At 59.4% G+C, this 24,692-nt stretch carries 19 protein-coding genes; 11 read left to right on the top strand and 8 right to left on the bottom strand.

The window, feature by feature from the left end; all coding sequences use genetic code 11:
• Positions 1 to 25: 25 nt before the first annotated feature.
• Complete coding sequence (locus tag FQ187_RS24005) at positions 26 to 1,567, bottom strand: NCS1 family nucleobase:cation symporter-1 (RefSeq protein WP_149631375.1); 1,542 nt, start codon at positions 1,565 to 1,567, stop codon at positions 26 to 28.
• Positions 1,568 to 2,138: 571 nt separating this feature from the next.
• Complete coding sequence (locus tag FQ187_RS23995) at positions 2,139 to 2,879, bottom strand: phosphoadenylyl-sulfate reductase (RefSeq protein WP_149631374.1); 741 nt, start codon at positions 2,877 to 2,879, stop codon at positions 2,139 to 2,141.
• A 173-nt stretch (positions 2,880 to 3,052) separates the two neighbouring features.
• Here FQ187_RS23995 and thrH point away from each other — a divergent pair, with 173 nt between their 5' ends.
• Entirely contained in the window at positions 3,053 to 3,670 is a 618-nt protein-coding gene (thrH, locus tag FQ187_RS23990) for a bifunctional phosphoserine phosphatase/homoserine phosphotransferase ThrH (protein ID WP_056744191.1), read from the top strand.
• 52 nt (positions 3,671 to 3,722) lie between these two features.
• Here the strand turns inward: thrH and pabB are convergent, their stop codons facing one another.
• The 4 genes from pabB to FQ187_RS23970 form a co-directional block, all read right to left on the bottom strand.
• Positions 3,723 to 5,060, bottom strand: coding sequence for an aminodeoxychorismate synthase component I (gene pabB, locus FQ187_RS23985; RefSeq protein ID WP_149631373.1), 1,338 nt, complete (start codon positions 5,058 to 5,060; stop codon positions 3,723 to 3,725).
• An 81-nt stretch (positions 5,061 to 5,141) separates the two neighbouring features.
• On the bottom strand, positions 5,142 to 6,128 hold the full coding sequence (locus FQ187_RS23980) for an alpha-L-glutamate ligase-like protein (protein ID WP_149631372.1): 987 nt from the start codon (positions 6,126 to 6,128) through the stop codon (positions 5,142 to 5,144).
• Complete coding sequence (locus FQ187_RS23975; protein WP_149631371.1) at positions 6,128 to 7,663, bottom strand: inactive transglutaminase family protein; 1,536 nt, start codon at positions 7,661 to 7,663, stop codon at positions 6,128 to 6,130. Before FQ187_RS23975 ends, FQ187_RS23980 begins: the two co-directional genes overlap by 1 nt.
• Positions 7,664 to 7,668: 5 nt before the next feature.
• Positions 7,669 to 8,205 (bottom strand): ATP-dependent zinc protease, encoded by a 537-nt coding sequence (locus tag FQ187_RS23970; protein ID WP_149631370.1) that lies wholly within the window; start codon positions 8,203 to 8,205, stop codon positions 7,669 to 7,671.
• Positions 8,206 to 8,508: 303 nt separating this feature from the next.
• On the opposite strand from FQ187_RS23970, the gene FQ187_RS23965 reads away from it, so the two are divergent.
• From FQ187_RS23965 to prpD, 6 genes are all read left to right on the top strand, one after another.
• A complete protein-coding gene (locus FQ187_RS23965) occupies positions 8,509 to 9,228 on the top strand; it encodes a GntR family transcriptional regulator (protein WP_178122757.1) in 720 nt (239 codons plus the stop codon).
• A complete protein-coding gene (gene prpB, locus FQ187_RS23960) occupies positions 9,225 to 10,115 on the top strand; it encodes a methylisocitrate lyase (RefSeq protein WP_008146328.1) in 891 nt (296 codons plus the stop codon). The genes FQ187_RS23965 and prpB overlap by 4 nt, the downstream gene beginning before the upstream one ends.
• 55 nt (positions 10,116 to 10,170) lie before the next feature.
• On the top strand, positions 10,171 to 11,298 hold the full coding sequence (gene prpC, locus FQ187_RS23955; RefSeq protein ID WP_149631368.1) for a 2-methylcitrate synthase: 1,128 nt from the start codon (positions 10,171 to 10,173) through the stop codon (positions 11,296 to 11,298).
• A gap of 206 nt (positions 11,299 to 11,504) precedes the next feature.
• Positions 11,505 to 14,099 carry a Fe/S-dependent 2-methylisocitrate dehydratase AcnD gene (acnD, locus tag FQ187_RS23945; protein WP_149631367.1) on the top strand — a complete coding sequence of 865 codons (2,595 nt, stop codon included), beginning with the start codon at positions 11,505 to 11,507 and terminating at the stop codon, positions 14,097 to 14,099.
• Between the two features lie 53 nt (positions 14,100 to 14,152).
• Positions 14,153 to 15,343 carry a 2-methylaconitate cis-trans isomerase PrpF gene (gene prpF, locus FQ187_RS23940; protein WP_149631366.1) on the top strand — a complete coding sequence of 397 codons (1,191 nt, stop codon included), beginning with the start codon at positions 14,153 to 14,155 and terminating at the stop codon, positions 15,341 to 15,343.
• A gap of 107 nt (positions 15,344 to 15,450) precedes the next feature.
• Complete coding sequence (gene prpD / locus FQ187_RS23935; protein WP_149631365.1) at positions 15,451 to 16,935, top strand: 2-methylcitrate dehydratase; 1,485 nt, start codon at positions 15,451 to 15,453, stop codon at positions 16,933 to 16,935.
• On the opposite strand, the gene FQ187_RS23930 is transcribed toward prpD, so the two are convergent.
• A complete protein-coding gene (locus FQ187_RS23930) occupies positions 16,928 to 17,857 on the bottom strand; it encodes a DMT family transporter (protein ID WP_149631364.1) in 930 nt (309 codons plus the stop codon). The genes prpD and FQ187_RS23930 overlap by 8 nt on opposite strands.
• Positions 17,858 to 17,949: 92 nt before the next feature.
• On the opposite strand from FQ187_RS23930, the gene FQ187_RS23925 reads away from it, so the two are divergent.
• Positions 17,950 to 19,359 carry a PLP-dependent aminotransferase family protein gene (locus FQ187_RS23925; protein ID WP_149631363.1) on the top strand — a complete coding sequence of 470 codons (1,410 nt, stop codon included), beginning with the start codon at positions 17,950 to 17,952 and terminating at the stop codon, positions 19,357 to 19,359.
• A gap of 91 nt (positions 19,360 to 19,450) precedes the next feature.
• Here the strand turns inward: FQ187_RS23925 and FQ187_RS23920 are convergent, their stop codons facing one another.
• Positions 19,451 to 20,269 (bottom strand): pyruvate, water dikinase regulatory protein, encoded by an 819-nt coding sequence (locus tag FQ187_RS23920; RefSeq protein WP_149631362.1) that lies wholly within the window; start codon positions 20,267 to 20,269, stop codon positions 19,451 to 19,453.
• A 332-nt stretch (positions 20,270 to 20,601) separates the two neighbouring features.
• Between FQ187_RS23920 and ppsA the strand changes: the two genes are divergently transcribed.
• From ppsA to rraA, 3 genes are all read left to right on the top strand, one after another.
• Positions 20,602 to 22,977 (top strand): phosphoenolpyruvate synthase, encoded by a 2,376-nt coding sequence (gene ppsA / locus FQ187_RS23915; protein ID WP_149631361.1) that lies wholly within the window; start codon positions 20,602 to 20,604, stop codon positions 22,975 to 22,977.
• Between the two features lie 95 nt (positions 22,978 to 23,072).
• Entirely contained in the window at positions 23,073 to 24,062 is a 990-nt protein-coding gene (locus FQ187_RS23910; protein WP_149631360.1) for an alpha/beta fold hydrolase, read from the top strand.
• Between the two features lie 121 nt (positions 24,063 to 24,183).
• On the top strand, positions 24,184 to 24,675 hold the full coding sequence (gene rraA, locus FQ187_RS23905) for a ribonuclease E activity regulator RraA (protein WP_149631359.1): 492 nt from the start codon (positions 24,184 to 24,186) through the stop codon (positions 24,673 to 24,675).
• Positions 24,676 to 24,692 lie beyond the last annotated feature (17 nt).

Genomic DNA, 24,692 nt, shown 5'->3' with positions numbered 1-24,692 from the left:
CCGACGGTGCCGGGCCGCCAAGGGATTAATGGCTGACGTTATCGACCGCGATGGCTTCACCGCTGACGTCTGCGTAATGAGGCTGCCGTTTGGCGATGATCAGGTAGAGCACCCCGGCAATCCCGGCACCAACCAGCCAGGAGAAGGGCGATACGCTGTCGAAGCCCGGTACCAGCGCCAGGACGATGGCGATCAACGCCGCAGGAATAAACGCCGCGACAGCGCGTAAATTGACTCCGCGGCTGTAGTAATAAGCGCCGTTGGGGTCTTCGCTGTACAACTGCGGCACGTTGACCTGACCTTTTCGTACGAGCCAGTAGTCGACCATGATCACGCCGTACAACGGGCCGAGCAGGGCGCCGAGGCCGGACAGGAAATACACGATCACCAGCGGGCTGTTGTAGAGGTTCCACGGCAGTATCAGCACCGCGATGGTCGCGCTGATCAGCCCGGCGCGGCGAAACGTCAGGTATTTGGGCGCCAGGTTGCTCAGCACGAAGGCCGGGGCGACGAAGTTGGCCATGATGTTCACCGCCACGGTGACGATCAGGAACGTCAGGCAACCAAGCACCAGGAAGAAGGTGTTGGGAATCGAGGCAATGATCTCGGTCGGGCTTTCGATAATCCGGCCATTGATCTGAAATTGCGCGCCACAGAGCAGGACGGTGATGCTGGCGAACACCAGAATATTCACCGGCAGGCCCCAGAAATTGCCGACCTTGATGGTCTTGCGGCACGGCGAAGAACGGGCGAAGTCGCAGAAGTTGAGGATCAGCGTGCCGTAGATCGACAGCCACAACGCACCACCGGCAAAGATGTTGCGCCACATCTCGCCGCCGGTCAGCGGTTCGCGGATCGACCAGGCGATGGTCGCGTTGGCCTGAAAGTACATCCACCCGGCGAGGGCGGCGACGGTCAGCAGAATCACTGGCCCGGCGAACGCCTCGTAACGCCGCACCATTTCCATGCCATAGGCAAGAATCGCCAGTTGCACGAACCAGATCGCCACGAAGCACACCCAGCCCAGGCTCGATAGTCCGAGGATCGAGTTGTGGTCGTAGTCCGCGAAGCCGGGATGAACCGCGGTCAGCAGCACCCGAAAGACCACCGAGGCCAAGTACGTCTGAATCCCAAACCAGGCAATGGCGATAACGGCACGAATCAATGCAGGAATTTGCGCCCCGTGAATGCCGAAACTGATTCGGCTGATGACAGGAAACGGCACGCCGGTCTTTTGCCCCATGTAGCCGGAGAGGTTCATGAAGCAATACACCAACGCCGCGCCGATCCCCAGGGACAGCAGGATTTGCCAGCCGCCCAGTCCGAGCGCATACAGCCCAATGGCGAATGAGTAATTGGCGATGTTGTGAACGTCGTTGGTCCACAGGGCGAAGATGCTGTAGCGGCCCCAGCGTCGACCTTCGGCTTTGGTCGGCGCCAGGTCCTTGTTGTGCAGGCGAGGGCTGAGTACGACGGGTTCTTGAAACGTTTGGTCGTGAGGGGTTGAAGTGGGTGGGAAGGAGGGCAGATCCAGCGCGATGTTGTTATTGGAGAGGCTAGTACGCATTCCGGCAGGCTCCGAGCTTGGCGTCGCGATGACTGTGCATGAGCGTTGGCTCGACAAATCTTCGTCGCGGGCAGTCAGCATCATTGGTTACGGGGCATCTGCAGCCTGTACGGGATAGGGCGCTTCAGGCTTGCGGATCTAAAGTGTGTGTATGTTTTGATACGATTGTATACAAAACATGTATGCACTTAAGCCAGATCCATGCCAGTCAGCGATCTATGAATTTCGCTATTAATTTCGTTTTGTTATCTGTTTGCGATAAGTATCTGAAATAAAGGCGATATAAATTGACTGTTTGAACAGGTATTTATTTTTCAGCGGGATTTGTACGAAAGGTCGACTGAGGAAGTCTGGAGAGGGGCGTGTAACTTTTTGGGGCGAAGAAATGAAAAGTGCACACACAAATGGCACCTATGGTGACATTCGTGTGTACACATTTTTGGAGCCGATCATAGAACCTGTGGGAGCGGGCTTGCTCGCGAAAGCGTTGTGTCAGTCGACATCAATGTTGGATGTCAGTCCGCTTTCGCGAGCAAGCCCGCTCCCACATTGGATCTCACAAGGCTCAAGATTACGCCTTGGATTTGCTGATGATGTTGCCCGCATGCAGCCCGCATTCTTTCTGCGTCGCTTCTTCCCACCACCAACGACCTTCGCGCTCGTGCTGGTTCGGCAACACCGGTCGGGTGCAGGGCTCGCAGCCGATGCTGATGAACCCGCGTTCGTGCAGGCTGTTGTACGGCAACTCCAGCATGCGGATGTAACCCCAGATTTCTTCACTGGTCATTTGCGCCAGCGGGTTGAATTTGTACAGGGTGCGTTCCGGGGTCGAGAACGCGGAATCGATTTCCAGCACGGCGACGGCGCTACGAGTTCCAGGGCTCTGATCCCGACGCTGACCGGTGGCCCAGGCTGTCACCCCCGAGAGTTTGCGACGTAGCGGCTCGATCTTGCGGATGCCGCAGCATTCGCCATGGCCGTCCTTGTAGAAACTGAACAGGCCCTTTTCCTTCACGAAAGGTTCGAGCTTGGTGTAGTCCGGCGACACCAGTTCGATGTCGATCTTGTAGTGCTCGCGCACCTGATCGATGAAGCGGTAGGTCTCGGGGTGCAAGCGGCCAGTGTCGAGGCTGAACACTTTGACGTTCTTGTTCAACTTCCAGGCCATGTCCACCAGCACCACGTCTTCGGCGCCGCTGAAAGATATCCACAAGTCATCGCCAAACTCGGCGAACGCGAGTTTCAGGATGTCTTGGGCGGATTTGTTTGCATAGGTCGTGGCGAGTTCCACGACGTCGAATGTTGGGCTCATCAGGGCGGCTTCCTACAGGTCGGTGGCGCTGGGCGCTCTATATGGGTCTGATGGTAACAAAATCCTGCAGCGACTGGCGCGCCCTCTGCGTTGCACCGATCAGCCTGAGTCGCTAGAGTTCGGCAGTCTTTTGGCTCGCTCGACTCAATAATCAATACAAATGGGAGTGTCTTGTGGAAATTGCCTGTCTGGATCTTGAAGGTGTACTGGTCCCGGAAATCTGGATCGCATTCGCCGAAAAAACCGGGATCGAGTCCCTCAGGGCTACCACCCGGGACATCCCCGACTACGACGTGCTGATGAAGCAGCGCCTGCGGATTCTCGACGAGCACGGCTTGAAACTCACCGACATCCAGGAAGTGATCGCCACGCTCAAGCCGCTGGATGGCGCCATCGAGTTCGTCAACTGGCTGCGTGAACGCTTTCAGGTGGTGATTCTGTCGGACACGTTCTACGAGTTCTCCCAGCCATTGATGCGTCAACTGGGCTTCCCGACCTTGCTCTGCCATCGTCTGATTACTGACGATTCCGGTCGGGTGACGAGCTATCAACTGCGTCAGAAAGATCCCAAGCGCCAGTCGGTTTTGGCCTTCAAGAGCCTTTACTACCGGGTGATCGCGGCGGGGGATTCCTACAACGACACCACGATGCTGGGTGAGGCAGATGCGGGGATTCTGTTCCATGCGCCGGACAATGTGATTCGCGAGTTTCCGCAATTTCCGGCGGTGCATAGTTTTGAGGAGCTGAAGCAGGAGTTCATCAAGGCTTCCAACAGGGCCTTGAGTCTGTAATTGCCGCCACTGATCGTTCCCTCGCGGAGTGTGGGAACGATCATGGTGTCGGTTACAGGTTTTGCAGGGTATCGAGCAATACCTTCACCTTGGTAATCGATTCCTGATACTCAGCCTGCCACTCCGAGTCCGCGACGATCCCGCCACCGCCCCAGCAACACACCTGCCCATCTTTCACCAACAAACTGCGAATCGCGATGGAGCTGTCCATCTCGCCGCGCACGTCCAGATAGAGCAAAGACCCGCAGTACAACCCGCGACGCGTCGGCTCCAGCTCGTCGATGATCTGCATCGCACGAATTTTCGGTGCCCCGGTAATCGAGCCACCAGGGAAGCTGCCGGCGATCAGGTCCAGCGCGTCCCGGTCATCCGCCAGTTCTCCGGTGACGCTGCTCACCAGGTGATGCACGTTCGGGTAGCTTTCCAGGCTGAACAACTCCGGCACTCGCACCGAACCGATACGGCAAGTACGGCCGAGGTCATTGCGCAGCAAGTCGACAATCATCAGGTTTTCTGCGCGGTCCTTGGGGCTGGCCAGCAGTTCGGCGGCGTTTGCCGCATCTTCGGCAGCGGTCAGTCCGCGAGGGCGGGTGCCTTTGATCGGGCGGGTTTCCACATGGCGTTCGCTGACTTTGACGAAACGTTCTGGCGACAGGCTCAACACCGCGCCGCCGTCGGGCAGACTCTGAAAACCGGAAAACGGCGTCGGGCATGCTGCCCGCAACGCGCAATACGCGACCCACGGATCGCCTTGGCACTGCGCGCGGAAACGTTGGGCGAAGTTGACCTGGTAGCAGTCGCCGGCCTGGATGTAGTGCTGAATGCGTTCGAGCGCTTGGCGATAGTCGTCAGCGCTCAGGTCGGCCTTCATCGGGGCTTTCAACGTGAAAGGCTCGACCGGGTCAACTGAAGGCTCACTGAATAGCGTGATCAGACGCTGACGTTCGCTATCGATCAGCGACGGGTGGAAGACCAACTGACTTGTACTCAGTTGGTGATCGCTGATCAGCGCCCAGTCGTACAGCCCGAAACGTGCGTCGGGCAATTGCAGATCGTCCTGCGCCTGACTCGGCAGGTTTTCCAGATGCCGACCGAAGTCGTAGCTCAGGTAACCGATGAGGCCACCCGCGAAGGGCAGGTCAACAGGCACTGTCGCTTCACCGAGTCGCGTCAGATTGTCGCGAAGGCGTTGCAGGAAATCGCCGCCCCTTTCGTCAGGCAATACGGCTAACTGCTCCAGCGGCCAGGCACTGAGCAGGTCATAACGTCCACGCTCGGCACTCGGCCTGCCACTGTCGAGCAGCACGGCACCGGGGGCATGACGAATCGCCGCGAAGTACTCGGCGGGGTTGGCGCGATAGGGGAGCGGGTGTACGGAGCAGGTCAACATGGGCGGGGCAGATCAGCCATCGAGGCGGGGGGGGCGATTGTAATCTCCTCCGGGAATTGCTCCTAGAGGGGATGTCGGGGATCAGCCTTCAACCGCAGGGATATGCCCAAACATCTCCTGAACAAACTCCACCCGTTCCCGCACGGTCTCGGTAATCCCGCGAGCCTTCAACTCTTCCAGCCGCGCCTCGACCGCATGGGTGCGCAACGTCAGCCCGCAATCATTGGCAATCTGAATGTTCAACCCAGGCCGGGCGTTGAGCTCAAGAATCAGCGGTCCTTTCTCCTGGTCCAGCACCATGTCGACACCGATGTAACCCAGCCCGCACAACTCATAGCAGCCCGCGGCGAGTTTCATGAAACCGTCCCAGTAGGGCAGTTGCACGCCATCCACCGCGTTAGTGGTGTCGGGGTGTTTGGTGATGATGTTGTTCAGCCAGGTCCCGCGCAACGTCTGCCCGGTCGCGAGGTCGACACCGACGCCGATGGCGCCCTGGTGCAGGTTGGCCTTGCCACCGGACTGGCGCGTCGGCAAGCGCAGCATGGCCATCACCGGGTAACCCATCAGCACAATGATGCGGATGTCTGGCACGCCTTCGTAGCTGATGCTTTTGAAGATCTGGTCCGGGATCACCCGGTATTCGATCAGCGCGCGGTCGCGGTGCCCGCCCAGGGAATACAGGCCCGTGAGGATGCTCGAGATATGGTGCTCGAGTTCCTCATGGTCGATGATCTTGCCGGATACTGTGCGATAGCGGCCCTCGAACCGGTCGGCAACCACAATGATGCCGTCGCCGCCCGCGCCCTGGGCCGGTTTGATCACGAAGTCGCTGCGCCCGCCTATGATCTCGTCGAGGTCGTCGATTTCCTTCTCGGTGGAGATCACGCCATACAGTTCCGGCACATGGATGCCGGCGGCGATCGCACGCTCCTTGGTGATGATCTTGTCATCGACGATCGGGTACAGGCTGCGCTTGTTGTACTTGAGTACGTAGTCTGCGTTACGCCGATTGATGCCCATGATGCCCCGGGCTTCCAGGGCCTTCCAGGTCTTCCAGAAGCCGAACATCAGGCGTCAGCCTTTTTCAGGAACGCCTTGAAGCGCACCAGTTCGGTCAGGCGGTAGCCGCGATAACGACCCATCGCCAGCATGAAGCCCACCAGAATCAGCAGGATCGCCGGGAAGGTAAACACGAAGTAAATCAGCTCCGGCACGGTCATGATCAGGTGCGCGAGGGACGCGGCGAACAGCGTGCCGATCGCCACTTTCATGGCGTGGCCGGAACCGCGTTCTTCCCAGGTAATCGACAGGCGTTCGATGGTCATCGTCAGAATCACCATCGGGAACAGCGCTACCGACAACCCGCGTTCCAGGCCGAGTTTATGGCTGAGCAGGCTGATCGTCGCGATCAGCACCACCACGAAGGTCAGTACCACCGACAGCCTCGGCAGCATTTGCAGCTTCAAGTGTTCAAGGTAGGAGCGCAGCGACAGGCCCAACGCAGTGATGATCGTAAACAGCAGGATACCGAAGCCCAGCTGGGTTTCGCGGAAGGCGAGGGCGATCAGCACCGGAGTAAAGGTGCCAAGGGTCTGAATGCCGATCAGGTTGCGCAGGATCAGGATCACCAATACGCCGATCGGGATCATTACCATGATCATGAAGGTCTGCTGGGTTTGCAGCGGCAGGCCGTACAGCGAGTATTCGAGGAAGTTGGCGTCGGTGTTTTCGTCGGTCAGCTTGGCCAGGCGAATCGCGTTCATTTCGCTGTTGTTCAGGCTGAAAGTCACGTTGGCCTTCTTGCCACCATCGACCGTGATCAGGTTTTCGTCGCCGGTCCACCACAGCAGGCGGTCGGTTGGCAGGCCCTGTTCGCCGGTTTCCGGGTTGAAGTATAGCCAGTCGGTACCGTTGAAGCTGCGCAGCCACAGTTCCGGGGTTTGCGGTTGGTCGGCCACCAGGCGAATAGTGTGGACCTTTTCGACCGGCACGTGGGCGATGGACAGTACCAGCTCGACGATTTTGGCTTTGTTCGCGGTGGACGGATCGCCACCCAGCAGCAGTTTCACATTGTCGTCGCTGAGATTGTTGACGCGCTTGATGGCTTCGCCGATGAAGGTTTCGACGTCGGCCGAATGCTGGCGGATCGGCGCAAGCAGGGCTTCGGCGGCGATTTTTTCCGGGCCTTCGACGGCGATGCTGTCGCGGAAGGTCGGCCCTTTGATCTTGGATTTTTCGCCGGTGTAACGCTTGGTCAGCACCAGACGGTAATAAAGGGTCTGGTTGCCCTTGGCCCGACGCGCCGACCAGGTGACCTTGCGGTTGCCGTCGACCCGATTCACGGCCACGCCGTAGTTATTGGAGATGAAGCTCTCGTTGAGGCTGACGTAATCGCGGCTCAGCGGCGGCACGAACATCTGGATCTTGACCGGGTCCTTGGCACTGGCGACGAACTCGACTTTGGCGTCGATGTTCCACAAGTCGTCGGTGGCGTCTTCGGTCACGGGAATGCCGAGCACGAAGATTTGATAGGCCGTAACTGAAATGCCCAGCACCACCAGGATGGCGATCAGCAGTTTCAGATGGAGGGTAAGAGAGCGCATTGGAATTACTCTGCGGTATGAGCGTCGGTGGCGCAGGCGGGTTTGCCAGCAGCGTATTTAAGACTGGGATCAACCAGCGCGTCGAAGCGTTTGAGCGCTTCGGAACCGATCAGGAGCGGGTGTTGGAAGGCGCTGCGGTCGGTTAGGTTCACTTCGATGCTACGTAAAGCCGAACCCATGCAGATATCCAGCTCGATCACCGGACGGGCGGTGTACTTCTTGCCTTCTTCCGGGTCGTAGTCGCCGGCCCGGCGCTTGATCTTGCTGACCCGGGCCAGCGGCCGTTCGATCGGGTGTGAGTGAGCGGTGTCGATGGCCAGGTAAAAACGCACCCAGGACTCGCCATTGCGTTTGAAGCGTTTGATGTCGCGGGCGCTCAAGGATGCGGTTTTCGCCCCGGTGTCGAGTTTGGCGGCGACCTCCAGGTCGATACCGTCCAGGGAGGCGTACTCATTGAGGCCGTACACGGTCTTTTCCCCCGCCGCGGCGAAACCGGGCAGGCAAAGAAGGTAAAGGAACGTCGGGAAGGGCTTGAGTTTCATAAATCCTGGTGCGCAGCGGTCCGTACTTCTATTCAAGGCCCTGGCATCGCTGCGCAAGCTCCCTCGTATGCCTATCAGCTGTTTATGACAAGCAGTGCAGATGTCACAAACAAATGCGGGCGGCATTCTAGCACGGTGGTTTTATGGCGCCAGCGCCGGGGGGCGGCTATAAACAGGGAGGGCTGCGTCGTTATGGTGCAGTCGGTTATTAGACGATTGTCGACAATACCTATTTATCCTTTGACTAAAAGGTCTGTATTCGCTAGTTTTTGCGGCATCAGCTTTCAAGGTGTCGACAATATGCTGGATCAACTCGATCCCCCGGTCATTGCCCAAGACGATTCGGAGACGCTTTCCGAGAACGTCTTCCGGCGCATTCAGGCGGCCATCGTCAAGGGCGAGATCGCCCCGGGCAGCAAGATCTCCGAGCCGGAACTGGCGCGCACCTATGGCATCAGCCGTGGGCCGCTGCGTGAGGCGATCCACCGTCTGGAAGGCCAGCGCCTGCTGGTTCGTGTGCCGCACGTCGGCGCGCGGGTGGTTTCGTTGAGCCATGCGGAGTTGCTGGAACTCTACGAAATCCGCGAATCCCTCGAAGGCATGGCCTGCCGTCTGGCGGCCGAGCGCATGACCCTCGAAGAAATCGACGAACTGCGCCGGGTCCTCGAAACCCATGAGCGCGATGCGGCGTTTCAGGCCGGTGTCGGCTACTACCAGCAGGAAGGTGATTTCGACTTCCATTACCGAATCATCCAGGGCAGCGGCAACCGCACCCTGACGCAGATGCTCTGTGGCGAGCTCTATCAACTGGTGCGCATGTACCGCATCCAGTTTTCCACCACGCCCAATCGCCCGCGTCAGGCCTTTGCCGAGCACCACCGAATTCTCGACGCCATCGCCGACCGTGACGGTGAACTGGCCGAGTTGTTGATGCGCCGTCACATCGGCGCCTCCAAACGCAATATCGCCCGTCACTACCAGGACGGTGCTAACCCGACAGCCACTGAACGAGGTGAGTCATGAGTTCCAACAAGAGCACTCCAGGCCAGCGTTTCCGCGATGCGGTCGCCAGCGAGCATCCTTTGCAAGTGGTCGGCGCGATCAACGCCAACCACGCGCTGCTGGCCAAGCGCGCCGGTTTCAAGGCGATTTATCTGTCGGGTGGCGGGGTGGCTGCCGGCTCCCTCGGTGTGCCAGACCTGGGCATCACCGGCCTGGACGACGTACTGACCGACGTGCGCCGCATCACTGACGTCTGCGACCTGCCGTTGTTGGTGGACGTGGACACTGGTTTCGGTTCCTCGGCGTTCAACGTCGCGCGTACCGTCAAGTCGATGATCAAGTTCGGTGCGGCGGCGATTCACATCGAAGACCAGGTCGGCGCCAAGCGCTGTGGTCACCGTCCAAATAAAGAGATCGTGTCCCTGCAGGAAATGGTTGACCGCATCAAGGCAGCCGTCGATGCGCGCACCGATGACAGCTTCGTGATCATGGCCCGCACCGACGCCCTTGCAGTGGAAGGTCTGGAATCTGCGCTGGATCGCGCCGCAGCGTGCATCGAGGCCGGCGCCGACATGATCTTCCCGGAAGCCATCACCGAACTGGACATGTACAAATTGTTCGCCAGCCGCGTGAAAGCGCCGATCCTGGCCAACATCACCGAATTCGGCGCGACGCCGCTGTACACCACCGAACAACTCGCCGCTGCCGACGTGTCGCTGGTGCTGTACCCGCTGTCGGCGTTCCGCGCGATGAACAAAGCCGCAGAAAACGTCTACACCGCGATCCGCCGCGATGGCACGCAACAGAACGTCATCGACACCATGCAGACCCGCATGGAGCTTTACGATCGCATCGATTACCACACCTTCGAGCAGAAGCTCGATGCGTTGTTTGCGGCGAAGAAGTAATCGCGACTCCCACAACTTGCCGATTCCCTAACAAATTCAAAAACTGGAGACAGCAATGGCCGAAGCAAAAGTACTCAGTGGCGCCGGGCTCCGTGGCCAGGTTGCCGGGCAAACCGCACTGTCCACCGTGGGCCAGTCGGGCGCAGGCCTGACCTATCGTGGCTACGACGTTCGCGAACTGGCGGCTGACGCACAATTCGAAGAAGTGGCCTACCTGCTGCTTTACGGCGAACTGCCGACCAAAACACAACTCGCCGCTTACATCAGTAAACTGGGCAAGCTGCGCGACCTGCCGCAAGCGCTCAAAGAAGTGCTGGAGCGCATCCCCGCCGACGCCCACCCGATGGACGTGATGCGCACCGGTTGCTCGTTCCTGGGCAACATCGAGCCGGAGAAAGACTTCTGCGAACAACATGACGTGACCGACCGCCTGCTGGCCGCGTTCCCGGCGATCATGTGCTACTGGTATCGCTTCAGCCACGACGGCAAACGCATCAGTTGCGTGAGCGACGAACAATCCATCGGCGGCCACTTCCTGCACCTGCTGCACGACAAGAAACCGAGCGAGTTGCACGTCAAAGTGATGAACGTTTCGCTGATCCTCTACGCGGAGCACGAGTTCAACGCCTCGACGTTCACCGCACGGGTTTGCGCCTCGACCCTGTCGGACATGTATTCCTGCGTCACGGCCGCCATTGGCTCGCTGCGTGGTCCGCTGCATGGCGGCGCCAACGAAGCGGCAATGGAAATGATCGAGCGCTTCAGCTCGCCGGAAGAGGCGATCAAAGGCACCCTCGGCATGCTCGAGCGCAAGGACAAGATCATGGGCTTCGGCCACGCGATCTATAAGGACAACGATCCGCGCAACGAGGTGATCAAGGGTTGGTCGAAAAAACTCGCTGACGAAGTGGGCGACACCGTGTTGTTCCCGGTTTCCGAAGCCATCGACAAAACCATGTGGGAACAGAAGAAGCTGTTCCCGAACGCCGACTTCTACCATGCGTCGACGTACCACTTCATGGGCATCCCGACCAAGTTGTTTACCCCGATTTTTGTCTGCTCGCGCCTGACCGGCTGGGCGGCGCACGTGTTCGAACAACGGGCCAACAACCGCATCATCCGCCCGAGCGCCGAGTACGTCGGCGTCGAACAGCGCAAGTTCGTGCCAATCGAACAACGCTGAATGGTGGGGGCTGACCACGCAGGTTACTGAATGAACCGGGAACCATTGTGGGAGCGGGCTTGCTCGCGAAGACGGACTGACATTCAACATTGATGTCGACTGATACACCGCATTCGCGAGCAAGCCCGCTCCCACATTTGACCGAGTTCATTTCAGCGTCGGCGAAAGGCCCCACCTTTTGAAACTACCGTGACCGAGTCCTGACGATGAACACTGAATTCCGTAAATCGCTGCCCGGCAGCCATCTGGATTACTTCGACGTCCGTGCGGCTGTCGAAGCCATCCAGCCTGGCGCCTACGACACTCTGCCGTACACCTCCCGCGTGCTGGCGGAAAACCTGGTGCGTCGCTGCGACCCGGCCACGCTCACCGAATCCCTGAAGCAATTCATCGAGCGCAAACGCGACCTCGACTTCCCGTGGTTCCCTGCCCGTGTGGTGTGCCACGACATTCTCGGCCAGACCGCGCTGGTCGACCTCGCCGGCCTGCGTGACGCCATCGCCCTGCAAGGTGGCGATCCAGCGCAAGTGAACCCGGTGGTGCCGACGCAATTGATCGTCGATCACTCCCTGGCCGTCGAGCGTGGTGGTTTCGATCCGGAGGCGTTCGAGAAGAACCGCGCCATCGAAGACCGTCGCAACGAAGACCGTTTCCACTTCATCAACTGGACCAAAAAGGCCTTCAAGAACGTTGATGTGATTCCGCCGGGCAACGGGATCATGCACCAGATCAACCTGGAGAAAATGTCTCCGGTGATCCAGGTGCGCGACGGCGTGGCGTTCCCCGACACTTGCGTCGGCACCGACAGCCACACTCCGCACGTCGATGCACTGGGCGTGATCGCCATCGGTGTCGGCGGCCTGGAAGCTGAAAGCGTGATGCTCGGCCGTGCGTCGTGGATGCGTCTGCCGGAAAGCGTCGGCGTTGAACTGACGGGCAAGCTGCAACCGGGCATCACCGCCACCGACATGGTGCTGGCGCTGACCGAGTTCCTGCGTCAGCAAAAAGTGGTCGGCGCGTGGCTGGAATTCTTCGGCGAAGGCGCCTCCGCGTTGACCCTGGGCGACCGCGCGACCATCTCCAACATGGCCCCGGAATACGGCGCCACCGCAGCGATGTTCTACATCGACCAGCAAACCATCGACTACCTGAAACTCACCGGCCGTGAAGACGAGCAGGTTCAATTGGTCGAGAACTATGCCAAGACCACGGGGCTGTGGGCTGACAGCCTGAAAGGCGCGCAATACGAGCGTGGGTTGACCTTCAACCTGTCCTCGGTGGTGCGTAATATGGCTGGCCCGAGCAACCCGCACGCCCGCGTCGCCACTTCCGATCTCGCCGCCCAAGGCATCTCCGGCCAGTGGACCGAAGTGCCCGGCCAGATGCCGGACGGTGCGGTTATCATCGCCGCCATCACCAGTTGCACCAACACCAGCAACCCGCGCAACGTCATTGCCGCCGGCCTGCTGGCGCGCAATGCCAACAAGCTCGGGCTGACTCGCAAACCGTGGGTCAAATCGTCCCTGGCGCCGGGTTCGAAAACCGTCGCGCTGTACCTCGACGAGGCCGGCCTCACCAGCGAACTTGAGCAACTCGGTTTCGGCATCGTCGCCTTCGCCTGCACCACGTGCAACGGAATGTCCGGCGCGTTGGATCCGGTGATTCAGCAAGAGATCATTGACCGCGACCTGTACGCCACCGCTGTGCTGTCAGGCAACCGCAACTTCGACGGCCGGATCCACCCGTACGCCAAGAACGCGTTCCTCGCGTCGCCGCCGTTGGTAGTGGCTTACGCCATCGCCGGCACCATTCGTTTCGACATCGAAAAAGATGTGTTGGGCCTGGACGCAAACGGCAAAGAAATCCGCCTGAAAGACATCTGGCCGAGCGACGAAGAAATCGACGCAGTGGTCAAGGCGTCGGTCAAACCTGAGCAGTTCCGTCAGGTCTACATTCCGATGTTCGCCATCCACGAAGACACCGGCCCGAAAGTGACGCCCCTGTACGACTGGCGCGAGATGAGCACCTACATCCGCCGTCCGCCGTACTGGGAAGGCGCGTTGGCTGGCGCTCGTCCACTCAAGGGCATGCGCCCGCTGGCGGTGCTGCCGGACAACATCACCACCGATCACCTGTCGCCGTCGAACGCGATCATGCTCGACAGCGCCGCCGGCGAATACCTGGCGAAAATGGGCTTGCCGGAAGAGGACTTCAACTCTTACGCAACGCACCGCGGTGACCACTTGACCGCGCAGCGCGCCACCTTCGCCAACCCGAAACTGTTCAACGAAATGGTTCAGGAAAACGGCAAGGTCAAACAGGGTTCGCTGACTCGCGTCGAGCCGGAAGGCAAAGTGATGCGCATGTGGGAAGCCATCGAAACCTACATGGAACGCAAGCAGCCGCTGATCATCATCGCCGGCGCCGACTACGGTCAGGGTTCGTCCCGCGACTGGGCAGCCAAAGGCGTGCGTCTGGCCGGTGTTGAAGCGATTGCGGCTGAAGGCTTCGAGCGCATTCACCGCACCAACCTGGTGGGCATGGGCGTGTTGCCGCTGGAGTTCAAACCGGGCACCGACCGCAAGACGTTGGGCATCGACGGCAGCGAAACCTACGACGTGATCGGTGAGCGCACCCCGCGTGCCGAGCTGACGCTGGTGATCAATCGCAAGAACGGCGAACGCGTCGAAGTGCCGGTGACCTGCCGCCTCGACACCGCCGAAGAAGTGTCGATCTATGAGGCGGGTGGCGTGCTGCAACGCTTCGCTCAGGACTTCCTGGAATCGGCCGTCGCCGTTTAAAACTTAGAGCCACAGGGGATTTCGAATCCCCTGTTGGCCAATAGAGGAATGACATGGCTCACGCACCTCAAATCAAAATCCCCGCCACCTACATGCGCGGCGGCACCAGCAAAGGCGTGTTCTTCAGCCTGAAAGACCTGCCCGAAGCGGCACAGATTCCAGGGCCTGCTCGCGATGCGTTGTTGCTGCGCGTGATCGGCAGCCCCGACCCGTATGACAAGCAAATCGACGGCATGGGTGGCGCGACCTCCAGCACCAGCAAAACCGTGATCCTGTCGAAAAGCATCAAGGCCGATCACGACGTCGATTACCTGTTCGGTCAGGTGTCCATCGACAAGCCTTTCGTCGACTGGAGCGGCAACTGCGGCAACCTGTCGGCGGCGGTCGGTTCGTTCGCCATCAGCAATGGTTTGGTGGACGCCAGCCGCATCCCGCACAACGGCGTTGCCGTGGTTCGCGTGTGGCAGGCCAACATCGGCAAGACCATCATTGCCCACGTGCCGATCACCAACGGTGAAGTGCAGGAGACTGGTGATTTCGAACTCGACGGCGTGACCTTTCCGGCGGCCGAAGTGCAGGTCGAATTCATGAACCCGGCGGCGGAAGAAGAGGGTGGCGGTGGTTCGATGTTTCCTACCGGCAATTTGGTGGATGACCTCGAAGTGCCCGGCGTCGGAACCTTCAAGGCGACCATGATCAATGCCGGTATTCCGACGATTTTCGTCAATGCCGAAGACATCGGTTACACCGGCACCGAGCTGCAAGGCGCGATCAATAGCGATCCGAAAGCGTTGCTGATGTTTGAAACCATTCGGGCTTACGGCGCATTGCGCATGGGCCTGATCAAGGATCTGGACGAAGCGGCCAAGCGTCAGCACACGCCTAAGGTTGCCTTTGTGGCCAAGCCTGCGGACTACGTTGCTTCGAGTGGCAAAGCGATTGCGGCGGGCGATGTCGATCTGCTGGTGCGGGCGCTGTCCATGGGCAAATTGCACCACGCGATGATGGGCACGGCGGCGGTGGCGATCGGTACTGCGGCGGCGATTTCCGGCACGCTGGTGAACCTCGCAGCGGGCGGTGTCGAACGCAATGCCGTACGCTTTGGGCATCCGTCCGGCACGTTGCGCGTGGGTGCTGAAGCCAGTCAGGTCAACGGTGAATGGACCGTGAACAAAGCCATCATGAGCCGCAGCGCGCGGGTGTTGATGGAAGGTTACGTCCGCGTGCCGGGCGATTCTTTCTGACTGGCTCCTACAGGACCGCATTTCAGCAATAAGAATCTTGTCACCGACTGAAGATTGCCCCCTGAACCGAGGTCCCATTAACGAACCACTTCAAGAGTGAATCGAACATGAGCACCAACGTCGACCAGAACAACCGCCCCGACTACGACACGGTCCTGCAAGACATTGCCGATTACGTCCTGACCTATAAAATCGAGTCCAAGGAAGCGTTGGACACCGCCCGCAACTGCCTGATGGACACGTTGGGCTGTGGCCTGCTGGCCCTGCGCTTTCCCGAATGCACCAAACACCTTGGCCCGATCGTCGAAGGCTCCGTCGTCCCGTTCGGCGCGCGCGTCCCCGGCACCAGTTATCGCCTCGACCCGGTCAAGGCGGCGTGGGACATCGGCTGCATCGTGCGCTGGCTCGACTACAACGACACTTGGCTCGCGGCCGAGTGGGGCCATCCGTCCGATAACCTCGGTGGCATTCTCGCGGTGGCCGATCACCTGTCGCAAAAGCGGCTGGCCAATGGCGATGCGCCGCTGACCGTTCGCGTGGTACTCGAAGCCATGATCATGGCCCACGAGATTCAAGGCGTGATCGCGCTGGAAAACTCCTTCAATCGTGTAGGCCTTGATCACGTCATCCTGGTGAAAGTCGCCTCGACCGCTGTCACCGCCAAGCTGATGGGCGCCAATCGCGAGCAACTGTTGTCCGCGTTGTCTCACGCCTTCGCCGACGGACAGGCGCTGCGTACCTATCGCCATGCACCCAATGCCGGGTCACGAAAATCCTGGGCCGCAGGCGACGCGTCCAGCCGTGGCGTGCGTCTGGCGGACATTGCAATGCGTGGCGAGATGGGCATCCCCGGCGTACTGACCGCCAAACAATGGGGCTTCTACGACGTGCTGTTCAGCCACACCAACAACGACCTGGCGCTCAAGCCGGAAGACAAACGCACGTTCAGTTTTTCCCGGACATACGGCAGCTACGTGATGGAAAACGTGCTGTTCAAAATCAGCTTCCCGGCCGAGTTTCACGCACAAACGGCGTGCGAAGCGGCGGTGACTCTGCACCCGCAAGTCAGAAATCGCCTGCATGAAATCGACAGAATCGTCATCACCACCCACGAATCGGCGATCCGCATCATCTCCAAAGTCGGCCCGCTGGCCAACGCTGCGGACCGTGACCATTGCATCCAGTACATGACCGCCGTGCCTCTGGCGTTCGGCAATCTGGTGGCCGAGCAGTACGAAGACCACTTCCATGCGGCGCATCCGATCATCGACGTGCTGCGCGAAAAAATGGTCATCGTCGAAGACCCGCGCTACACCCGCGAATACCTGGAGGCCGACAAACGCTCCATTGCCAATGCGATACAGGTGTTCTTCAAGGATGGCTCCAGCACCGATAACGTGTTGGTGGAGTACCCGATCGGCCATCGCCGTCGCCGCACCGACGGCATTGCGCTGCTGGAAGACAAGTTCAAGGCGAACCTGGCGACGCGCTTCACCGCCCAGCGATGCGCCGAGATCTTTGCGTTGTGCAAGGATCAGGTTGCCCTTGAAGCAATACCGGTCAACCGTTTCATGGACTTGTTTGTCATCTAAGCCACTTTTCGACAGGCAATTTGGTGATCGCAAACCCCGTCAGCAAAATCGCCGAGTACATCATCAGTTCCCGGGACAAGGTTTGCCCCTCGTACCAGGCACCGATGATCACCGCGAACACCGGAAAAATGATGAACACAAACGACAGAATGATCGGGCTCAGTCTCTTGAGCAGCAGGAAGTAAACGATAAACCCGCCCACCGACGCCACCAGCCCCAGATAGAGCAGGGCACTCCACGAACGCGCGGTGATGGCATCGAACATCGGTGCTTCGACGCTCAATCCCGCGACAAACAGCATCAGCCCGGCGATGCCAATGGGCAGCGTGTTGTAGGTGATGACGCTGATCGCCGTACCGTGTTTTTTAGTCACCACGTAACACAGCGCATGCATCACCGCGGCGCAGAGGATCGCCAACACCCCGAACAACTCGGCATGGTCCAGATGCAGCCCCTGGTTGCGGATGATCATGAACAGGCTACCGAAACCGATGGCGATGCCGAGTACTTGCGAGGGGTAGATTTTCTCCCGCAGAAACAGCGCGGAAAACAGCAGGATGAACACCGGCATGCAGCTGAACAGCAGCGCCGTCAGGCCGGACGAAACGTGCATCTCGCCGTAGTTGAGCAAGTAGTACGGCAGGCTGAAATACGACAGCGTGACAAAGACAAAAAACCAGCGGCTTTCCCTGGGAAACAGCAGCGGCTCACGGCGTATGAGGGCGAAGCCGAGAAACAGTGGGAAGGCGATGAGGAACCGCAGGCCGGCGGCGGTCAGCGGCGGCACGCTTTCAACGGCAATCTTGATCCCGAGCCACGTGGTGCCCCAGCTCAGGCACACGATCAGGAACAGTACGCTGGTGATCAGTGCGGACCGCCAGGGTTTTGCAGTACATGAAGGTGCACTGACGGCAATGGACATGAGCGAGCTCCTTTTGTGTTCGGAATTGACCTTCATCTGCAAAAGGTCTATCCCTGATTGAACCTGTTTCAAGCACGCTATTCGGGGCTGTAATGACTGTCAAAACAAGTATTGCCATGGTGTCAATCCTGCGCGACGGCCTCGCAAACGGTCTGGGGGTGAAATACAAGCGCCTCGCCGACGCGATCGAAAAAGGCATCGCTGAAGGGCTGATCGAGCCCGGCTGCAAATTGCCGCCTCATCGGTTGCTGGCGGATAGCCTCGGCGTGACCATCGGTACCATCAGCCGCGCTTACGGTGAACTCGAACGTGTGGGATTGGTGGTCGCGCGAGTAGGAGACGGCACCTATGTGCGTCAGCGCGGGTTGGAACGGCCGCGGGACGGTGGCTTTCGCAATGTCAGTGATGAACCGCGGGCGTTTTTTGACATGAGCCGCAATCAACCGATTCCGGGGCAGGAAGCGCTTTTTTTGAGTCAGAGCTTGCAAGCGTTGTCCCTTGATCCTGAGGCGTTGCAACACATCAGTGGCTACACCGTCGATGTCGGTTTGCCACGCTATCGTGCGGCGGGCGCGCACTGGCTCAGGCATAAAGAGTTTGCCCCGACCGTCGAGCAGATCGTTTGCGTGAACGGCGGCCAGCACGGTCTGTTGTGTGCCTTGATGGGGTTGCTCAAGGCGGGCGATACGTTGGTGACGGAGCACCTGACCTACCCGGGGTTGATCAGCGTCGCCCGCCAGCTCGGGATAAAACTGATCGGCGTCGGGATGGATGATGAAGGGCTGATGCCCGATGCGCTGGAGGAGGTTTGCCGCAACCATCGTGTATCAGCGCTGTATTGCACGCCGACGATCCAGAATCCTACGGCTGCAGTGATGTCCGTCGCACGGCGCGAGGCGATTGCAGAGGTCTGTCGGCAGCACAATCTGTTGATCTTTGAAGACGAAGCCCACGCGGTATTGGCTCAACAACGACCGTTACCCTTGAGCCATTTCGCCCCGGAGCGTTCGGTGCTGATTGGCAGTTTGAGCAAGGCGGTATCGGCAGGTTTGCGGGTCGGTTACCTGCACGCGCCGCAACCGTTGATCGGACGCTTGAGTGCAGCCGTGCGCGGAACCTGCTGGATGGCCAGCCCGCTGTCGCTGGAGGTGGCGAGTCTGTGGATAGAAAACGGCATTGCCGAGCAGTTGCTGGGCCAGCAGATTGCTGAAATCGGTCGGCGCAAGGCGTTGGTGAGTGGTGTGCTGGAAGGCTTGGTGTACAAAACCCATCCCCATAGCCCGCACTTCTGGGTCGACGTGCCCGAGCCGTGGCGGGCCTCGCAGATTGCTGAGGAGCTTAAGGAAAAAAATTATCTGGTGGCTACTGCCGAGATGTTTGCGGTTGGGCATGGAGCGGTGCCGCAGTTCATCAGGGCGAGTGTGTGTAATTCGGCGGGGGATGATCGGTTGTTGCTGGGTGGGTTTGACGCGTTGGCGGCAGCATTGGCGGAGACCGTGTAATCGTTCTTCGCGAGCAGGCTCGCACAGTTGAAATGCATTCCCCTGTGGGAGCGAGCCTGCTCGCGAAGGCGGTGTAACGGGCGCCGCAGAACTACTTGAACCGCCGCTCCACGCCTTTCTCCACCAAAATCTTCGCCGAAATCTCTTCCACCGAAAAATGCGTGGAATTGATGTGCGGAATGTTCTCGCGACGGAACAGATTCTCCACCTCACGCACTTCGAATTCGCACTGGGCGTAGCTCGAATAGCGGCTGTTGGGCTTGCGCTCGTTGCGGATCGCGGTGAGGCGGTCCGGGTCAATGGTCAGGCCGAACAGTTTGTGCTGGTGGGCACGCAGGGTGCCTGGCAGTTGCAGGCGTTCCATGTCGTCTTCGGTCAGCGGGTAGTTGGCCGCGCGGATGCCGAATTGCATGGCCATGTACAGGCACGTCGGCGTCTTACCACAACGCGACACGCCCACTAGGATCAGGTCCGCCTTGTCGTAATAATGCGTGCGCGCACCGTCGTCGTTGTCGAGGGCGAAGTTCACCGCCTCGATCCGCTCCATGTAATTGGAGTTGCTGCCAATGGAGTGGGACTTACCGACGGTGTAGGAAGAAAGCTCGGTCAATTCCTGTTCAAGAGGAGCCAGGAATGTCGAGAAAATGTCAATCATGAAACCATTGGACGTTGCGAGGATCTCACGGATGTCCTGATTGACAATGGTGTCGAAGATGATCGGCCGAAAGCCTTCGGTTTCGGCGGCTTTGTTGATTTGTTGTACCATGGCCCGCGCTTTATCCACGTTGTCGATGTATGGCCGCGTGAATTTGCTGAAGGTAATGTTTTCGAACTGCGCCAGGAGGCTTTGGCCGAGGGTCTCGGCTGTGATGCCGGTGCCGTCGGAAATAAAGAAAGCAGATCGTTTCATTTGCACCTTGGGCCTTAAGTGAGTGTCCTGTATCACAAGTGCGTACCTTTTTGGCGGCGCCTGTTGTCGCCATACTACGTTGCCGCTCCTCGCCATAGCCAGCTATGACTTGTCACGGCGCCTTGTCTGGCAACAACAGTCACTCGCCAAAAAGGCACGCACTTGCGACACAGGACACTTGTGACGAATCTTGGATATAGTAGGCGCGATTTGCCGGCCACTGATGGCCCGCATTCTCACTTATTTTCCAGGTCCAGGCCATACAGCTGGCAAACGCTCCTTTGAGCCGCCGGCTTCTGAGCTTTTCCAACACAGTTAGTGGAGAGATCACCTTGGTAGAGTACGTAGTTTCCCTCGATAAGCTCGGCGTCCATGATGTAGAGCACGTAGGGGGCAAGAACGCATCCCTGGGCGAGATGATCAGTAACCTTGCAGGTGCCGGTGTATCGGTGCCCGGTGGCTTCGCCACGACAGCTCAGGCTTATCGTGATTTTCTCGAGTTGAGCGGCCTGAACGATCAGATCCACGCCGCCCTCGACGCCCTGGACGTCGACGATGTCAATGCCCTGGCCAAGACCGGCGCCCAGATCCGTCAATGGATCATGGAAGCCGAATTCCCCGAGAAGCTCAACGCCGAGATCCGCACCGCGTTCGCCACGCTGTCGGCCGGCAACCCTGACATGGCCGTGGCCGTGCGCTCTTCCGCTACCGCTGAAGACCTGCCGGACGCTTCCTTCGCCGGTCAGCAGGAAACTTTCCTGAACATCCGTGGTGTCGAAAACGTTATTCGCGCCGCCAAAGAGGTGTTCGCTTCGCTATTCAACGACCGCGCGATTTCCTACCGCGTCCACCAGGGCTTCGACCACAAGCTGGTTGCCCTGTCGGCCGGCGTGCAGCGCATGGTCCGCTCCGAAACCGGCACCGCCGGCGTGATGTTCACCCTCGATACCGAATCTGGCTTCCGTGACGTGGTGTTCATCACCGGCGCCTACGGCCTGGGTGAAACCGTCGTACAAGGCGCGGTAAACCCGGATGAGTTCTACGTCCACAAAGGCACGCTGGCAGCCGGTCGTCCGGCCATCCTGCGTCGCAACCTGGGCAGCAAAGCCATCAAGATGATCTACGGCGAAGTGGCCACGGCCGGTAAGTCGGTCAAGACCATCGACGTGGACAAGGCTGATCGCGCACGTTTCTGCCTGAGCGACGCCGAAGTCAGCGAGCTGGCCAAGCAAGCGATGATCATCGAGAAGCACTACAAGTGCCCGATGGACATCGAATGGGCCAAAGACGGCGACGACGGCAAGCTCTACATCGTTCAGGCCCGTCCTGAAACCGTGAAGAGCCGCACCTCGGCCAACGTCATGGAACGCTATCTGTTGAAAGAAACCGGCACCGTGCTGGTTGAAGGTCGCGCCATCGGCCAGCGCATCGGCGCCGGCAAGGTCCGCATCATCAAGGACGTGTCCGAGATGGACAAAGTCCAGCCCGGCGACGTACTGGTCTCCGACATGACCGACCCGGACTGGGAACCGGTCATGAAGCGCGCCAGCGCCATTGTCACCAACCGTGGCGGCCGTACTTGCCACGCGGCGATCATCGCTCGCGAGCTGGGCATTCCGGCCGTGGTCGGTTGCGGCAACGCCACCCAGCTGTTGAAAGACGGCCAGGGCGTGACTGTGTCCTGCGCTGAAGGCGACACCGGTTACATCTTCGAAGGCGAACTGGGCTTCGACATCAAGAAAAACTCCGTTGACGCCATGCCTGATCTGCCGTTCAAGATCATGATGAACGTCGGCAACCCGGATCGCGCCTTCGACTTCGCACAGCTGCCGAACGCAGGTGTGGGCCTGGCCCGTCTGGAGTTCATCATCAACCGCATGATCGGTGTTCACCCCAAAGCGCTGTTGAACTACGACGGTCTGCCGCAGGACATCAAGGACAGCGTCGACAAGCGCATCGCCGGTTACGACGATCCGGTTGGCTTCTATGTCGACAAACTGGTTGAGGGCATCAGCACCCTGGCCGCTGCGTTCACCCCGAAAAAGGTCATCGTGCGTCTGTCGGACTTCAAGTCCAACGAATACGCGAACCTGATCGGCGGCAAGCTCTACGAGCCGGAAGAAGAAAACCCGATGCTGGGCTTCCGCGGTGCTTCGCGTTACATCAGCGAAGCGTTCCGTGACTGCTTCGAACTCGAGTGCCGCGCCCTCAAGCGTGTGCGCAACGAGATGGGCTTGACCAACGTTGAAATCATGGTGCCGTTCGTCCGTACCCTGGGCGAAGCTAGCCAAGTGATCGATCTGTTGGCCGAAAATGGCCTGGCCCGCGGCGAGAATGGTCTGCGCATCATCATGATGTGCGAACTGCCGTCCAACGCGATCCTCGCTGAAGAGTTCCTCGAGTTCTTCGACGGCTTCTCCATCGGTTCCAACGACCTGACCCAGCTGACCCTGGGTCTGGACCGTGACTCCGGGATCATCGCGCACCTGTTTGACGAGCGTAATCCGGCGGTCAAGAAGCTGCTGGCCAACGCGATTCAGGCCTGTAACAAGGCTGGCAAGTACATCGGCATTTGCGGTCAGGGCCCTTCGGACCACCCTGATCTGGCCAAATGGCTGATGGAGCAGGGCATCGAAAGCGTTTCGTTGAACCCCGATTCCGTATTGGAAACCTGGTTCTTCCTGGCTGAAGGTCAAGTTTCGGCTTGATGGTGTGAGTGAAAGGGCCGATCAGTGATCGGCCCTTTTAGAGATTCAAGTAGGGCGGGCTCCTCTGGACGCCGCCCTTTTTGTGCAAGAGCATTATGCAAAGCAGCAGCAACCTATTTCCTGTTGCCCTGATCAGCGCCGAGCGGCGCGGCGATCTGAGCGAAGACGTCTATCGTCTGAAACCCGGCAACAGCCCTGACGGCACCGTCGAACTGGCTGTGACGCGCCTGGGCATGGCGGATGGCTCAGACGCGCGTGGCGTTCCGGTTATTTTGCTTCACGGCAGCTTTTCCAATCGCCGGTTCTGGTTTTCCCCGAAGGGGCTTGGGCTGGGCGCCTATCTGACGCGTCTGGGATTCGATGTATGGATTCCCGAAATGCGTGGCCACGGCCTGTCCCAGCGTAACCAGAACTACCGCAAGAACCGCGTTGCCGACTACGCCCGTTACGATTTGCCGGCCATTGGCGCGTTCGTGCGCGAGCAGAGCGGCCAGATCCCGCACTGGATCGGTCACTCGCTGGGCGGGATTACCCTGGCGGCGGCGCTGGGTGGCGAGTACATCGGCGAGCCGGTCGTGGCTTCCGCGGCGTTTTTTGGTACGCAAGTCAGTCGCACCTATTGGCCGCTGAAGATTCCGCCGGTGGAGTGGAGTGGACGTTTCATCCTTAAACGCTTTGCCCAGCTGTCCGGTTCTCGGCTCAAGCGCGGCCCGGAGGACGAGCCGATTGGCCTGGCCCTGGAAAGCATGCGCTGGTATGGCCTGTTCGGGCGCTTCGGCGATGCCGATAAGGATTGGTGGGCCGGATTGGCCGAGGTTCAGTTGCCGGTATTGGCCGTAAGTGCCGCAGGTGATCATCAGGACCCGACCTGGGCTTGTCGCAAGCTGTTCGATCAGGTGGGTTCCGAGCATAAGCAATTTATTAACCTGGGTCGCGAGCAGGGCTTTGGCGATAATTTCGGTCATGTGGAGATGCTCGTGAGCAAAGCCGCCCAGACTGAAGTCTGGCCGCTGGTAGCGCTGTGGTTGGCAGATCAGCAGACGCCATTGCTGGGTGAAAAACCGGATCTGGCCACGGCAGTCTGAGCCTGATGCTCTAACAAGGGCATTTCGCTCTGTTCGGCTTGCGGCTAAGATATGACGCATTGAGCTGTTCTGGTCACGTTTCGACACCCTCGATTGTCTTCCTCTTTACAGGAGTTTCTCGATGAATCATTACCTTACGCCTGACCTGTGCGACGCCTATCCGGAGCAGGTGCAGGTGCTGGAACCGATGTTCAGCAATTTCGGTGGCCGTGACTCTTTCGGCGGCGAAATCGTGACCATCAAATGCTTCGAAGACAACTCGCGGGTCAAGGAGCAGGTTGAGCTCAAAGGTAATGGCAAGGTGCTGGTGGTCGACGGTGGCGGTTCCCTGCGTCATGCGTTGCTGGGTGACATGCTGGCCGAGAAAGCCGCGAATAACGGTTGGGAAGGGCTGGTGATCTACGGTTGCATCCGCGACGTCGATATCATCGCGCAGACCGATCTGGGCGTTCAGGCCCTCGCCAGCCACCCGAGGAAATCCGACAGGCGCGGGCTCGGCGATCTCAACGTAGCCGTGACCTTTGCTGGCGTGACCTTTCATCCAGGCCATTACATCTATGCGGACAATAACGGCGTGATCATCTCGCCAAGCCCGCTGAAGATGCCTGAATAAAGCGCTACACCAACAAA

The sequence above is a fragment of the Pseudomonas sp. ANT_J28 genome (assembly GCF_008370005.1).
GTDB classification, from domain to species: Bacteria; Pseudomonadota; Gammaproteobacteria; order Pseudomonadales; family Pseudomonadaceae; genus Aquipseudomonas; species Aquipseudomonas frigoris.
Note: the sequence above shows the minus strand (reverse complement) of the source record. Positions and strands in the feature narration are given on the sequence as shown.